Source organism: Clostridium sp. NSJ-145, assembly GCF_021044725.1.
Taxonomy (GTDB): Bacteria; Bacillota; Clostridia; order Clostridiales; family Clostridiaceae; genus Clostridium; species Clostridium disporicum_B.
Map to the genome: position 1 here is coordinate 82,460 of NZ_JAJNOS010000008.1, position 13,508 is coordinate 95,967.

At 30.1% G+C, this 13,508-nt stretch carries 13 protein-coding genes, 1 riboswitch and 1 other annotated feature; of the genes, 12 read left to right on the forward strand and 1 reads right to left on the reverse strand.

Annotated elements, in window-relative coordinates:
• Window positions 1–10 precede the first annotated feature (10 nt).
• From ptb to LQE93_RS08785, 11 genes are all read left to right on the forward strand, one after another.
• Window positions 11–919 carry a phosphate butyryltransferase gene (gene ptb, locus LQE93_RS08735; protein WP_186837918.1) on the forward strand — a complete coding sequence of 303 codons (909 nt, stop codon included), beginning with the start codon at window positions 11–13 and terminating at the stop codon, window positions 917–919.
• A gap of 24 nt (window positions 920–943) precedes the next feature.
• Window positions 944–2,014, forward strand: a complete 1,071-nt coding sequence (buk, locus tag LQE93_RS08740; RefSeq protein WP_186837917.1) for a butyrate kinase — start codon at window positions 944–946, stop codon at window positions 2,012–2,014.
• 223 nt (window positions 2,015–2,237) lie between these two features.
• Complete coding sequence (locus LQE93_RS08745) at window positions 2,238–3,077, forward strand: AIM24 family protein (RefSeq protein ID WP_231073028.1); 840 nt, start codon at window positions 2,238–2,240, stop codon at window positions 3,075–3,077.
• 173 nt (window positions 3,078–3,250) lie between these two features.
• Entirely contained in the window at window positions 3,251–4,594 is a 1,344-nt protein-coding gene (glmM, locus tag LQE93_RS08750) for a phosphoglucosamine mutase (RefSeq protein ID WP_231073037.1), read from the forward strand.
• Window positions 4,595–4,926: 332 nt separating this feature from the next.
• Window positions 4,927–5,349 (forward strand): FMN-binding protein, encoded by a 423-nt coding sequence (locus LQE93_RS08755; RefSeq protein WP_055267109.1) that lies wholly within the window; start codon window positions 4,927–4,929, stop codon window positions 5,347–5,349.
• Between the two features lie 156 nt (window positions 5,350–5,505).
• The gene (locus LQE93_RS08760; protein WP_070205695.1) at window positions 5,506–5,922 is read left to right on the forward strand and encodes an FMN-binding protein; all 417 of its coding nucleotides are present in this window, start codon (window positions 5,506–5,508) and stop codon (window positions 5,920–5,922) included.
• A 151-nt stretch (window positions 5,923–6,073) separates the two neighbouring features.
• On the forward strand, window positions 6,074–6,493 hold the full coding sequence (locus LQE93_RS08765) for an FMN-binding protein (protein WP_231073039.1): 420 nt from the start codon (window positions 6,074–6,076) through the stop codon (window positions 6,491–6,493).
• A 230-nt stretch (window positions 6,494–6,723) separates the two neighbouring features.
• A riboswitch (purine riboswitch) is annotated at window positions 6,724–6,825 on the forward strand.
• Between the two features lie 77 nt (window positions 6,826–6,902).
• Window positions 6,903–8,204 carry an NCS2 family permease gene (locus LQE93_RS08770; RefSeq protein ID WP_207731827.1) on the forward strand — a complete coding sequence of 434 codons (1,302 nt, stop codon included), beginning with the start codon at window positions 6,903–6,905 and terminating at the stop codon, window positions 8,202–8,204.
• Between the two features lie 117 nt (window positions 8,205–8,321).
• Window positions 8,322–8,496 (forward strand) — a binding site (T-box leader).
• Between the two features lie 158 nt (window positions 8,497–8,654).
• A complete protein-coding gene (gene gltX, locus LQE93_RS08775; RefSeq protein ID WP_055266669.1) occupies window positions 8,655–10,316 on the forward strand; it encodes a glutamate--tRNA ligase in 1,662 nt (553 codons plus the stop codon).
• A gap of 248 nt (window positions 10,317–10,564) precedes the next feature.
• Complete coding sequence (locus LQE93_RS08780; protein WP_156334263.1) at window positions 10,565–10,717, forward strand: hypothetical protein; 153 nt, start codon at window positions 10,565–10,567, stop codon at window positions 10,715–10,717.
• Between the two features lie 137 nt (window positions 10,718–10,854).
• Window positions 10,855–10,992, forward strand: coding sequence for a hypothetical protein (locus LQE93_RS08785; protein WP_172675765.1), 138 nt, complete (start codon window positions 10,855–10,857; stop codon window positions 10,990–10,992).
• Between the two features lie 189 nt (window positions 10,993–11,181).
• On the opposite strand, the gene LQE93_RS08790 is transcribed toward LQE93_RS08785, so the two are convergent.
• Window positions 11,182–12,840: a glutamine--tRNA ligase/YqeY domain fusion protein gene (locus LQE93_RS08790; RefSeq protein ID WP_055266667.1), complete on the reverse strand. Its 1,659-nt coding sequence runs from the start codon at window positions 12,838–12,840 to the stop codon at window positions 11,182–11,184.
• A 288-nt stretch (window positions 12,841–13,128) separates the two neighbouring features.
• Here LQE93_RS08790 and LQE93_RS08795 point away from each other — a divergent pair, with 288 nt between their 5' ends.
• Window positions 13,129–13,443 carry a DUF1540 domain-containing protein gene (locus LQE93_RS08795; RefSeq protein WP_055266665.1) on the forward strand — a complete coding sequence of 105 codons (315 nt, stop codon included), beginning with the start codon at window positions 13,129–13,131 and terminating at the stop codon, window positions 13,441–13,443.
• The last annotated feature ends 65 nt before the right edge of the window (window positions 13,444–13,508 follow it).

The window sequence follows — 13,508 nt, forward strand, 5'->3', positions numbered from 1 at the left end:
GAGGTGTTATATGGGAAAGAATTTTGAAGAATTATTTTCACAATTAAAGGCTGTAAGTACTAAGAAATTAGCTGTAGCGGTAGCTCAAGATGAACCTGTCTTAGAAGCTGTTAATTTAGCAAAAGATAGAGGAGTTGTAGATTCAATTCTAGTAGGAGATAAGGCTAAAATTGAAAAAATAGCTAAAAATATTGATATGGATTTAAGTAAATTTGAAATAATAGACGAAGAGGATCCACAAAAAGCTACATTGAAAGCTATGGAGTTAGTATCTACTGGACAAGCTGATATGGTAATGAAAGGTCTTATAGATACAGCTACATTTTTAAGAGGTGTATTAAATAAGGAAGTAGGATTAAGAACAGGAAAGCTTATGTCTCATGTTGCAGTATTTGAAATCGATGGTATAGATAGACTTATATTACTTACAGACGCAGCATTTAATACTTATCCAGACATTAAGGCAAAAGCTCAGATTATTAATAATTCAGTGATGGTAGCGAAAGCTTGTGGTATTGAGTACCCAAAGGTAGCTCCAATTTGTGCTGTAGAAGTTGTGAATACAGATATGCCGGCAACAGTAGATGCATCACTTTTATCTAAGATGAATGATAGAGGTCAAATAAAGGGATGTATAGTAGATGGACCATTAGCGTTAGATAATGCGTTATCTGAAGAGGCAGCTCATCATAAGGGTATAAAAGGTGAGGTTGCTGGAAAAGCAGACATATTATTATTTCCAAATATTGAGGCTGCGAATGTAATGTATAAAGCATTAACATATACAGCGAAAACTAGGAATGGTGGTATTTTAGTAGGAACATCAGCTCCAGTTATTTTGACATCTAGAGCTGACAGTTGTGAAACTAAGGTAAATTCTATAGCTTTAGCAGCATTAGTTGCAGAATCAAAGAAATAAACGGATAAAGAGGGAGATTGAGAAATGTCATACAGATTACTTATAATAAATCCAGGGTCAACATCAACTAAGATAGGAGTATATGATGGAGAACATGAAGTTTTAGTTGAAACTTTAAGGCATTCAGCAGAAGAGATTCTTTCTTATAAAACTATTTATGACCAAAAAAGTTTTAGAAAGAATGTTATTTTAGATGTGTTGAAAAATAAGAAATTTGATATAACTACTTTAGATGCTGTAGTTGGTAGAGGTGGAATGCTTAAACCTATGCCAGGAGGAACTTATGAAGTTGATGAGTCTATGATAGAAGATCTAAAAGCAGGAGTACAAGGTCAACATGCATCTAATTTAGGGGGAATATTATCGAAGGAAATAGCTGATGAATTAGGAATAAAGGCTTTTATAGTTGATCCAGTAGTAGTAGATGAACTTCAAGATATTGCAAGGATTTCAGGAATGCCTGAATTACCAAGAAAGAGTAAATTTCATGCTTTAAATCAAAAAGCTGTAGCAAAGAGATATGGAAAAGAAACTAACAAAGGATATGAAAATCTTAATTTAATAGTTGTTCATATGGGTGGAGGAGTTTCTGTTGGAGCTCATAAAAATGGAAGAGTTATAGATGTTAATAATGCATTAGATGGTGATGGACCATTCTCACCAGAACGTGCAGGATCAGTTCCTGTAGGTGATTTAATAAAGATGTGTTATAGTGGGAAATATACAGAATCTCAGGTATTTAGTAAGATAGTTGGTAAAGGTGGCTATGTAGCATATTTAAATACTAACGATGCAAGAGATGTATTAAAGCTAAAGCAAGAAGGAGATAAGTACGGATCATTAATATATGATGCATTTATATATCAAATTTCAAAAGAAATTGGAAGTATGGCAACAGTATTAATGGGCAAAGTCGATGCTATTATTTTGACAGGTGGAATTGCCTATGGAAAAAAAGTATGTGATGATATAAATTCGTATGTAGGATGGATTGCACCAATAGTAGTATATCCAGGAGAAGATGAATTGTTAGCATTAGCACAAGGGGCAATTAGAGTTCTTAGTGGAGAAGAAAAAGCAAAAAAGTACGTTTAAGATAATATAAAATTAAAGTGCAAGACAATATTTAAAGTTAAGAATTAATTCTTAACTAAAATGAGTCTTGCTCTTTTTTGTTATTAATATATATAATTTCAACTCTATATATCTGCATATGAAGCAATTAAGTTTATTTAAGTGGATGGATAACTAAAGAAATGATATTAATTCGTATTAAAAATTAAATACTTGTCAAGAATTTGGACAAGGGGTGAAGAGGATGAGAACAACTGTTAATATTAATAATAAATTAACTATGATTTCAGAAATGATTAATGATTCAACTTTTCAAATACTTGAGTATGAAAACTTAAGTGGAGTAAGTTCGATTGAGAATACAATAAATATAAATAGATTACAGAATTATGGGATAACTCTTAAGCAAGCTAGAATAATCTTAGATAATAGTTCGGTTAAAGTACAGCCTGGAGCTTTAAGCTTTATGAAAGGTGACGTTTCTATAAAAAGTAATATAGAAGTTACATCTAAATTTTCACAGAGGTTATTTAAAAATAAAAAAATAGATGAATCTATGATTAAACCAATAATTGAAGGTAAAGGGGAGGTGTTTTTAGAACAAACCCTTGAATATTTTACGTTGGTAGAGTTAGAAGATGATGAAATAATAATAGATGATAATATATTTTATGCTTGTGAAGAGGAAATTGAAATATATAAAATTATGAAAAGGACATCTCAAATGAAAGAAGATGATGAGGATATTGTTCAATTGAAGCTAAAAGGAAGTGGGATAGTTTTATTAAAAATTCCAGTACCTGAAAGTGAGATATTAAGATGTAAACTTTATAAAGATAAACTAGTAGTAAAAGATGATTTAGTAGTATTGAGAACAGGAAATGTAAAATTATCAGTAGAGAGTTCTGGAAATACTATAATTAGGGATATATCTGATAATGATGATAAGGTTGATATATATACTGGGATAGGAGAAGCTTGGATAATTCCTACAAAAAATATTTATAACAAAACTTTTAATATAAGCAGTGATATTTGCGAAGAGAATTTTGATGACGATGATGAGAATGATGAAATATATTAATTATAAGTTCAAATAACTAAAGTTTAAATTTGAATACTAACTTATGGATATAATATATTATAAATAGACGATTTTGTTATCAAGTTGTAAATTAAAGGAATACGATGTATACTATAGTGGGGTTTTACTAGTTCATTAAAGTATATACAATAAAAATAAGTGAGGTAATTTAAATGAGTAGAATGTTTGGAACTGATGGAGTAAGAGGTGTAGCAAACACTGAATTAACTGCAGATATTGCTTATAGTTTAGGAAGAGCTGGAGCTTATGTTTTAACAGAAGGTACACATAAACCAAAGATACTAGTAGCTAAGGATACAAGAATATCAGGTGATATGTTAGAAGCAGCTTTAGTTGCAGGGATACTTTCAGTAGGAGCAGAGGCTGTATTGTTAGGAGTTGTACCAACACCAGCAGTAGCTTATTTAACAAGAAAATATAATGCTGATGCAGGAGTAATGATTTCAGCATCTCATAATCCAGTTCAAGATAATGGAATAAAGTTCTTTGATAATAGAGGATATAAATTAGATGATAGTATAGAAGATGAAATACAAAGAGTTATAGAGAGTAACTTCGCAGAGGTTCCATCACCAATAGGAGGAGCTATAGGTAGATGTAGTACTGAACCAAGAGCGTTAGATGAATATATAGATTTTGTTAAGTCAAGTATTACAGGTGATTTAAAAGGAGTAAGAGTTGGATTAGATTGTGCTAATGGAGCAGCTTACGAAGCAGCAGTTAAGGCATTTAGAGAGTTAGGTGCAGTAGTTAGAGTAATCAATGATAATCCAGATGGAGAAAATATTAATGATGCTTGTGGATCAACTCATCCAGAAGAATTAATGGATTATGTTGTAAGAAAGAATTGTGATTTAGGATTTGCTTTTGATGGTGATGCAGATAGATGTATGGCTGTTGATGAAAAAGGAAATTTAATTCATGGAGATTATATCTTAACTTTATGTGCTAAGCACTTAAAAGACGAAGGAAAGTTAAAGGATGATACTTTAGTAGTAACTGTGATGAGTAACCTTGGTCTAGATATAGCTTGTAAGAAAGAAAATATAAAGACTATTAAGACTAAAGTTGGAGATAGATACGTATTAGAAGAAATGCTTAAGAATGGATATGTTTTAGGGGGAGAACAATCAGGACATATAATATTCTTAGAACATAATACAACTGGAGATGGATTATTAACAGCACTTCAAGTTGCATCTATTAAAAAGCATACAGGAAAAACTTTAAGTGAATTAGCTGGAATAATGAAAGAGCTACCTCAAGTATTAGTAAATGCTAGAGTTACTAATGATAAGAAGAATATATACTTAGAAGATGAAGAAATAATAAACTCTATTAAGGAAATTGAAGCTAAGCTTAATGGAAAAGGTAGAGTGTTAATAAGACCGTCAGGAACTGAACCTCTAATAAGAGTTATGCTTGAAGGTGAAAATCAAGAAGAAATCGATAAAATGGCCCATGATCTTGCTAACTTAATACTAAGCAAAATATAAAATTAAAGACCACACAAGTGGTCTTTTTATTTTTCAAGTAAATTATAGTTAAATCAATTTTATAAATAACATTAGAAGTATAGAAAAAACATAAGACTAGCGAATAAGATTTTTTAATTTAGTAAAAAAGAATTGGGGGAAATTTAAAGAAAAATGATAAAATGATAAAAAAACAGTCATACAAATAATAAAGTGGTAAAAAAATAACCGATAATTGATAAGCAGGTAAAGTTGTGTTAATTTTAACAATCATGTTGAAAAAATAACAAATTTGTTGTACAATCTTATCATGATAACGATTAATAAAATTATTTTTTAGGGGGATAATATTTATGAAAAAGAAAGTAATCGCAGTTACATTATTAGCAGCTATGGCATTAACAGGTTGTGGATCTAAAGGATTTACAGGAGAAAAAGTTGGAGAAATAGAAGATTCAAAAGGAAATGTAACTATGGCAACTGTTCAATTTGAAAATGGTAAAGCAGTAGCAGTAGACATTGATGTTAAACAAGCTGATGGATCAATGAAATCAGAAGCTTCTAAATCAGGAGCATATGATATGAAAAATGAGCCAGGAAAGAAATGGCACGAGCAAGCTGACTTATTAGAAGAGTTTATCGTTGCTAATGATTTCGATCTAAGCAAAGTAACTTTAACTAACGATGAAGGAAACACTGATGCAGTATCAGGAGTTACAATAAAAGTTAAAGGTTACTTAGACGCAGTTGAGGATGCATTAAAACAAGCTAAATAATAATTGATATAATAAGTGGGTATCATTCAAAAATGAATGATACCTTTTTGTTTAAAATAAATTTACTTTACAACATAAACGCTAAAATGTATAATTTATCATGCCGAAAAAACAAAAAAAATATAGAAAATTATATGTTTTAGGGGGATGACACTTATGAAAAAGAAAGTAATTGCAGTTGTATTATTAGCATCTATGACATTAACTGGATGTGGGTCAAAAGCATTTACAGGAGAAAAAGTAGGAGAAGTTCCAGGTGGATTTGGTGGAACAACTAAAGCTACAGTTAAATTTGAAGAAGGTAAGCCAGTTTCAGTTGAGCTTGATAATGTAGAAGATAATGGTTCAAGTAAAGCAGAAGCTTCTGAGGCAGGAACTTACGATATGAACAATGCTCCAGGAAAGAAGTGGCATGAGCAAGTTGATTTATTAGAAGAAGCTATCGTTTCTAATGAATTTGATTTAAGCAAATTAAATGTAACTGATGGAAAAACTGATGCAGTATCAGGAGTTACAATTTCAGTTCAAGAATTCGTAGATGCAGTTCAAAACGCTTTAGAACAAGCTAAATAGTAACTAATATGAAAAAGGTATTATTCACAAATGAATAATACCTTTTTACTTTGAGAATAAATTAACTTTACTATACGAAGAATCTGTTGTATAATTATGGTAATATATAGTAATTTATTTGAATAAAAGTAAAATTAAGGGAGTGGTAATTGTGAAGAAAAGAGTAATTGCAGTTGTGTTATTAGTTGCTATGGCATTAACAGGATGTGGATCTAAAGGATTTACAGGAGAAAAAGTTGGAGAAGTTAAAGATGAGTTTGGTGGTAAAACTATAGCTACAGTCAAATTTGAAGAAGGTAAACCAGTTTCAGTTGATATTGATACTGAACAAGAAGATGGAACAATGAAATCAGAAGCTTCTAAGTCAGGCGCATATGATATGAAGAATGAACCAGGAAAGAAGTGGCATGAGCAAGTTGATTTATTAGAAGAAACTATTGTTAAAGATGAGTTTAATTTAGATAAAATAACTTGCAATGATGAAGGTAAAACAGATGCAATATCAGGAGTTACAATTAAAATTAATGGTTATTTAGATGCAGTTCAAGATGCTCTAGATCAAGCTAAATAATTAATAAGTTAACATATTTGTAAGATGCTATCATGTTATTTGATAGCATTTTTTATTTAATTAAATTTTTAAGACAAAAAATATTTACAATTTTTAAAAGTGGACAAGAAATTAAAAGTAGTTTAGTATAAATACAATAGATGAAATCCTAAATCTATACTTAATAAAGGTACACGTTGATTTAGAGAAATTATTTTGCGCTTACGAATTATATTAGTAGCGTGCTTCATATTAAAAGTAATCACTTTTATCGTATAAAGTTGGTAATATGGTCCAACAGTTTCTACCAAATCGCCTTAAATGATTTGACTACGATATGTCGATATACATATATGTGTATCTATTTACATATCTATTATCCCTTATACGATAGATGCTTTGATTACAAAGGCATAAGGGGGAACAAAAGATGAATTTCATTTCTAATTATTTTCAATTTAAAGAAAAAGGAACTAATTTTAAAACAGAGTTAATCGGTGGATTAACAACTTTTTTAACAATGGCTTATACGTTATTTGTAATTCCAGAAGTGTTATCTAATACTGGAATGCCTAAAGAGGCAGTATTTGTAGCTACAGCATTAGCAGGAGCCATAGGAACATTGATTATGGGAATATATGCAAAATTTCCAATGGCTTTAGCACCAGGTATGGGATTAAACGCATTTTTTACGTTTAGTGTATGTTTAGGTATGAATATTCCATGGCAAACTGCTATGGCAGGAGTTTTGGCATCAGGAATAATCTTTATAATTTTATCTATAACAGGATTTAGAGAAACAGTAATTAAGGCAATTCCTAATAATCTTAAATATGCAGTAAGTGCAGGAATTGGACTTTTTATAGCTTTTATTGGATTTAAAAATGCTGGAATAGTAGTAGCAGATCCAGCAACATTTGTAGCATTAGGAAATTTAACTGAACCATCAGTATTGTTGGCGATATTTGGGTTAATAGTTATGGCAGTGTTAATGGTGAGAGGAAATAAAATAGCTATATTTATTGGATTGGTTGTAACAGTATGTGTTGGTATGATATTTGGATTAGTAGATGTACCAAAAGCAATAATTTCTATACCACCATCAATAGCGCCTACTTTTGGAGTAGCAGTTAAGAATTTAGGTAATATCTTTAATCCACAAATGATTATGGTTATATTCACATTCTTATTTATGGACTTTTTTGATACTGCTGGAACAATTGTAGCAGTAGGTTCAAAAATAGGTTTAATTAAGAAAGATGGTTCTGTAGAAGGTGGTTCAAAAGCATTATTGGCAGATTCTGTTGCTACTTGCGTGGGAGCTGTTTTAGGAACAACTAATACAACATCTTATTCAGAATCTTTGTCAGGAATAGCAGTTGGGGCTAAAACTGGATTTTCAAGTGTAGTTGTTGGAGTAATGTTCTTAATATCTTTATTCTTTTCACCATTGTTATCGGTAATAACCACTCAAGTTACAGCACCTGCTTTAATAATAGTAGGATCATTGATGTTTATGTCTGTAGCAGATGTTGAATGGAACAAGAGTGAAATAGCAATATCATCATTTTTGACTATAATATTAATGCCTTTAACATACAGTATAGGGGAAGGAATTGCATTTGGATTCTTGACATATGTAATACTTATGTTAGCAAAGAAAAAATATAAGGAAGTACATCCGGTAATGTATGGATTAGCTGTATTGTTTATTATTTACTTTATAATTTAAAAAATAATTTATCATTTGTCATTTTTAATTTGTAACTGATTTACTCTTTACAATAAAAATGCATAATTGTATAATTAATCTGGTATATGTGAATAATATACCAAAGAGATAATTTTATATAAAGCGATGAAAAAGAAGAGTAAGCACTTAATTAAATCAAAGAGAGTTAGGGCTGGTGAGAACCTGATATTTAATAATGCTGAAGGAAGCTTTGGAGCTATATTTTCAATTAAGTGGGTTAGTAATAACCAATTTAGGTGGTAACGCGGAAGATATGTCTTTCGTCCTAAAGAATTTTTTAGGACGAAAGACTTTTTTATTTTAAAATATAAAAATTAAGAAATAATATAAAACAATATATATTAAAAATAAAGAACTCTATATGAGCTTTATCATAAAGTCTTAATTTTTAAATCTTAACTATTAATTGTAGAAAGAGGAGAGAACAAAATGGCATTTGAAAAATTAGCAGAATTAATATTCCCTAATATTGATAAGACACCTCAATATTATATTGAAAAGTATCCTAAAAGAAATTTAAAAGAAGGTGCTGTAGTATGTAGATATGCACCATCTCCAACAGGGTTTCAACATATTGGAGGAGTATTTGCAGCTTTAATAAATGAAAGATTAGCAAGTCAAACTGAAGGAGTATTTTTCTTAAGAATAGAAGATACAGACCAAAAGAGAGAAGTTGAAGGAGCTATTGAAGATACAATTGCTACAATGCATAATTTTGGTATGGACTTCAGTGAAGGAATGACTGGGCAAGATACTTCAAAAGGTGAATATGGTCCATATAGACAAAGTGAAAGAGCTGAAATATATAAAACTTTTGCTAAAGATTTACTATTAAAAGGATTAGCTTATCCATGTTTCTGTACTCCAGAAGAATTAGCTGAATTAAGAGAAAGACAAGTAGCTAATAAGATAACTCCAGGATACTATGGAGAATATGCTAAATTCAGAAATATAACTGAAGAAGAAGCTATAGAAAGAATTAATAACGGAGAAAGCTATATTTTAAGATTAAAATCACCAGGAAATATTGAAAATAGAGTTGAGTTCCATGATTTAATTAAAGGTGATATTTCTTTCCCAGAAAACAATCAAGATGTTGTTATAATTAAAGGTGATGGACTTCCAACATATCACTTTGCTCACGCAATAGATGATTATTTAATGAGAACAACTCATGTTATAAGAGGAGAAGAATGGTTATCATCACTTCCAATACATGTTCAATTATTTGATGTTTTAGGATTCGAAAGACCAAATTATGCTCATATTCCAACAATAATGAAACAAGAAGGTGGATCTAAGAGAAAACTTTCTAAGAGAAAAGATGCTGAAGCTGCAGTTTCTTATTATAAAGAAGTAGGATATCCAACAGTATGTGTTATTGAATACTTATTAAATATCGTAAATTCAACATATGAAGAATGGAGAGCTGAAAATCCAACTGCTGATTATCACGAATTTAATGTTCAATTAGAGAAAATGAGCAAGAGTGGAGCATTATTTGATTTAGTTAAATTAAATGACGTTTCTAAAGATGTTATAGCTAGAATGCCAGCAAACGAAGTATATGCTCAATATACAGCATGGGCTAAAGAATTTGATAAAGAAATGTATGACCTAGTAACTTCAAATGAAGCTATGGCAAAAGAAGTATTTAATATAGATAAAGAAGGTCCAAAGCCAAGAAAAGATTTTGCTAAATGGGATGAAGTTAAAGACAAAATATTCTATTTCTTTGATGAATTATTCTACAATGAGACAGCAGAACAAGTAGAACTTCCAAAGACTTTATCATTAGAAAATGCTAAAGCTATAATCGAAGAATATGCTAAGAGATTTACTTTTAATATAGGAAGCCAAGAAGCTTGGTTTGAAGAGTTAAAAGTAATAGGAGCAGAGCTTGGATATTGCGCAAATAGAAAAGAGTACAAAGCTAATCCAGATGCTTTTAAAGGAATGATTTCAGATGTTGCTGGAGCAGTAAGAAGTGCATTATCACACAGAACTAATACTCCAGACCTTTATACTATAATGCAAATTATGGGTGAAGAAAAGGTAAGAGAAAGATTTGAAAGATTTTTAAGTTTATAATATATTAGATATTTATAAGATATAAGAATTCTCTACTTAGTTAGAGAGTTCTTATTTTTTATTTATATAATTTTATAATGGTATAAATTTAATATTATTGGAAGAGAACATTACAATGCTATTTTAAACAATTAATACAAGGTATTACGAAGAGAATAATGTACAAACTATTATTGTAGCGGTGGTAGAACTAAGTATTAGACTTGGCTGTATCAGGGCTAAATATATTTTAAAGAGGTGCTTTGTATATGAGTAAAAATGCAAATTGTGGATGTAATAAGGCGCAAAAATCAGCAGGCAACAATCAGTGGGCATCACCAGCTAGTGTACAATCAAGTATTTATGATAATTGTAAATGTAATAAAAAACAAGAGAAAACAGCAACTAATAATCAATGGTAATGCTTAAATAAATATAAAACTATATAAAATATAAATGTATTAAATTTTAATACATAACTTTATAAATAATTTCCATGTATTAAGATGAACTTAAAGAACATACTATTAATGAAACTTAATGAAGGAGGAGATTTCTAATGCATAATTATTGTAAAACAGCTACAAATAACGCATGGGCATCAAAACCTACATCAAGTTTAAATAGTTGTCAAAGTTGTAGGAGTCATAAAGAAGAAAAAACTGCTACAGATAATAAATGGACATCTACAAAATAGATTTGGCGACTCAGAAGTTGGTAATAACCCGTTACCTTACTTCTACTAATTCAATCATTTCACCTTACTAAGATGAGGTAGTCAACGGAGATGGGTATAAAATGAATCTTTGAGAAATTAATTAATTTCAATATAATTTTCATAATTTATATTCATACAAAAAAAGAGGTGGCCAGTGGCCACTTCTTTTTATAATTTAAATGATGATTTTAAAGGTACGATTCTATTAAACACTAATTTTTCAGATGTAGTATATTTAGAATCTACTGTAAAGAATCCGTTTCTAACCATTTGGAACTTATCTAGTGGACTTGCATTTTCTACAGCTACTGGTTCAATAAATCCTTGTAAAATTTCCATTGAGTTAGGATTTATTTGTTCTAAGAAGTGTTTACCTTCATTTCCTTCTTGATCATCTAATATTAATGGCTCATATAATCTAAATTCAGCAGGTTTTGCAGTTTTAGCATCTACCCAATGTATAGTAGCTTTAACCTTTCTTCCAGTGAATCCTGAACCACTTTTAGTTTCTGGATCATAAGTACAGTGAACTTCGATAACTTCACCATTTTCATCTTTTATTACATCAGTACATTTTACAAAATAAGCACCTTTTAATCTAACTTCGTTACCAGGGAATAATCTAAAGTACTTTTTAACCGGTTCTTCCATAAAATCTTCTCTTTCGATATATAGCTCTCTAGAGAATGGAACTAATCTCTTACCGAAAGATTCATCTTTAGCGTTATTTTCTATTTCTAACATTTCTGTTTGATCTTCAGGATAGTTAGTTATAACTAATTTTAAAGGTCTTAAAACAGCCATTGCAAGTGGAGCTTTCATTTGTAAATCTTCTCTTATGAAATAGTCTAACATTTGAGAATCTACTATTGAGTTAGCTTTAGCAACACCTATGGCAGAGCAGAAGTTTCTTAATGCTTCTGGCGTACATCCTCTTCTTCTAAGACCTGATATAGTAGGCATTCTTGGATCATCCCATCCATCAACAACACCTTCATCAACTAATTGTTTAAGCTTTCTCTTACTCATAACAGTATTAGTCATGTTTAATCTAGCAAATTCTATTTGTCTTGGAATTGACTCCATTTCACATTCCTTAACAACCCAATCATAAAGAGGTCTATGATCTTCAAACTCTAAAGTACAAATAGAGTGAGTTACAGATTCAATAGCATCTTCTAATGGATGAGCAAAGTCATACATTGGATAGATACACCACTTATCGCCTGTATTATGATGAGTAGCGTGAGCTATTCTATAAATTATAGGATCTCTCATGTTCATATTAGGAGAAGCCATATCTATTTTAGCTCTTAAAACTTTTTCTCCATCTTTAAATTCACCTTTTCTCATTCTTTCGAATAAATCAAGGTTTTCTTCAACTGATCTACTTCTATATGGACTTTCTTTACCAGGTTCAGTTAATGTTCCTCTATATTCTTTAGCTTCTTCAGGTGTTAAATCACAAACGTAAGCTAATCCTTTTTTTATTAATAAAACAGCTCTGTTATACATTTCTTCAAAGTAATCAGATGCAAAGTAAAGAGCATCCCAGTTTCCACCAAGCCATTTAACATCTTCTTTTATTGATTCAACATATTCAGTATCTTCTTTAACTGGATTAGTGTCATCAAATCTTAAGTGAGTTTTACCTTTAAATTCTTCAGCTAATCCAAAGTTTAAAAGTATTGATTTAGCATGACCTATATGAAGATAACCATTTGGTTCTGGTGGGAAACGAGTTATTATTTCTTTATGCTTTCCACTATTAAGGTCTTCTACAATTATATTTCTTATAAAATTAGAAGAATTAATTTCATTTGACATAGTATTACCTCTCCTATTATCATATTTTAGTTTATTTTGAAATTAAAAGTTAATAAATATTATAAATACAACTTATTATTTAATCAAATTTCAACGGTTAAACTATATATTTTATATATTTACTATTAATAATAATTTTAATCTAATATAAGTAAAAAAGAAAGTAACCTTTATATAAAAAGTTATATAAATACAATAAAATCGACAATAAAATTATAGATGTGAATAAAAGAATCAATATTTCTAAAAATATAAATAAGACTCATATGTATTTTTAGGAGGTATAATATGACCAATTTAATTTGTAATGTAGAAAGTTGTATACATAATAATTCTGCATGCTGTTGTAAAGAAGGAATAACAGTAGGAGGGTCTGAAGCATCTTCGGCCTCAGCAACATGTTGTGATAGTTTTGAAGAAAAGCATGGAGCTTTCACAAGTAATTTTGAAGCACCTCATGGAAGCTTAAATGTTCAATGTGAAGCTGAAAATTGTACATATAATGAGAATCGTATGTGTGCAGCAGAAGCAATACATATTGCTGGCATGAATGCATGTACAACTGGAGAAACTGAATGTAATAGCTTTGTACCAAAACTTTAAGTTTGACCTAAATAAAAGAGGATTATTGTTTTACGACAAAGTGGAGGTTTTCACTTGTCGTAGAC

What these genes read in the sequence shown, in the direction of transcription:
- ptb (WP_186837918.1), top strand. Translation starts at nt 11, where the DNA reads ATGGGAAAGAATTTTGAAGAATTATTTTCACAATTAAAGGCTGTAAGT.
- buk (WP_186837917.1), top strand. Translation starts at nt 944, where the DNA reads ATGTCATACAGATTACTTATAATAAATCCAGGGTCAACATCAACTAAG.
- LQE93_RS08745 (WP_231073028.1), top strand. Translation starts at nt 2,238, where the DNA reads ATGAGAACAACTGTTAATATTAATAATAAATTAACTATGATTTCAGAA.
- glmM (WP_231073037.1), top strand. Translation starts at nt 3,251, where the DNA reads ATGAGTAGAATGTTTGGAACTGATGGAGTAAGAGGTGTAGCAAACACT.
- LQE93_RS08755 (WP_055267109.1), top strand. Translation starts at nt 4,927, where the DNA reads ATGAAAAAGAAAGTAATCGCAGTTACATTATTAGCAGCTATGGCATTA.
- LQE93_RS08760 (WP_070205695.1), top strand. Translation starts at nt 5,506, where the DNA reads ATGAAAAAGAAAGTAATTGCAGTTGTATTATTAGCATCTATGACATTA.
- LQE93_RS08770 (WP_207731827.1), top strand. Translation starts at nt 6,903, where the DNA reads ATGAATTTCATTTCTAATTATTTTCAATTTAAAGAAAAAGGAACTAAT.
- gltX (WP_055266669.1), top strand. Translation starts at nt 8,655, where the DNA reads ATGGCATTTGAAAAATTAGCAGAATTAATATTCCCTAATATTGATAAG.
- LQE93_RS08780 (WP_156334263.1), top strand. Translation starts at nt 10,565, where the DNA reads ATGAGTAAAAATGCAAATTGTGGATGTAATAAGGCGCAAAAATCAGCA.
- LQE93_RS08785 (WP_172675765.1), top strand. Translation starts at nt 10,855, where the DNA reads ATGCATAATTATTGTAAAACAGCTACAAATAACGCATGGGCATCAAAA.
- LQE93_RS08790 (WP_055266667.1), bottom strand. Translation starts at nt 12,840, where the DNA reads ATGTCAAATGAAATTAATTCTTCTAATTTTATAAGAAATATAATTGTA.
- LQE93_RS08795 (WP_055266665.1), top strand. Translation starts at nt 13,129, where the DNA reads ATGACCAATTTAATTTGTAATGTAGAAAGTTGTATACATAATAATTCT.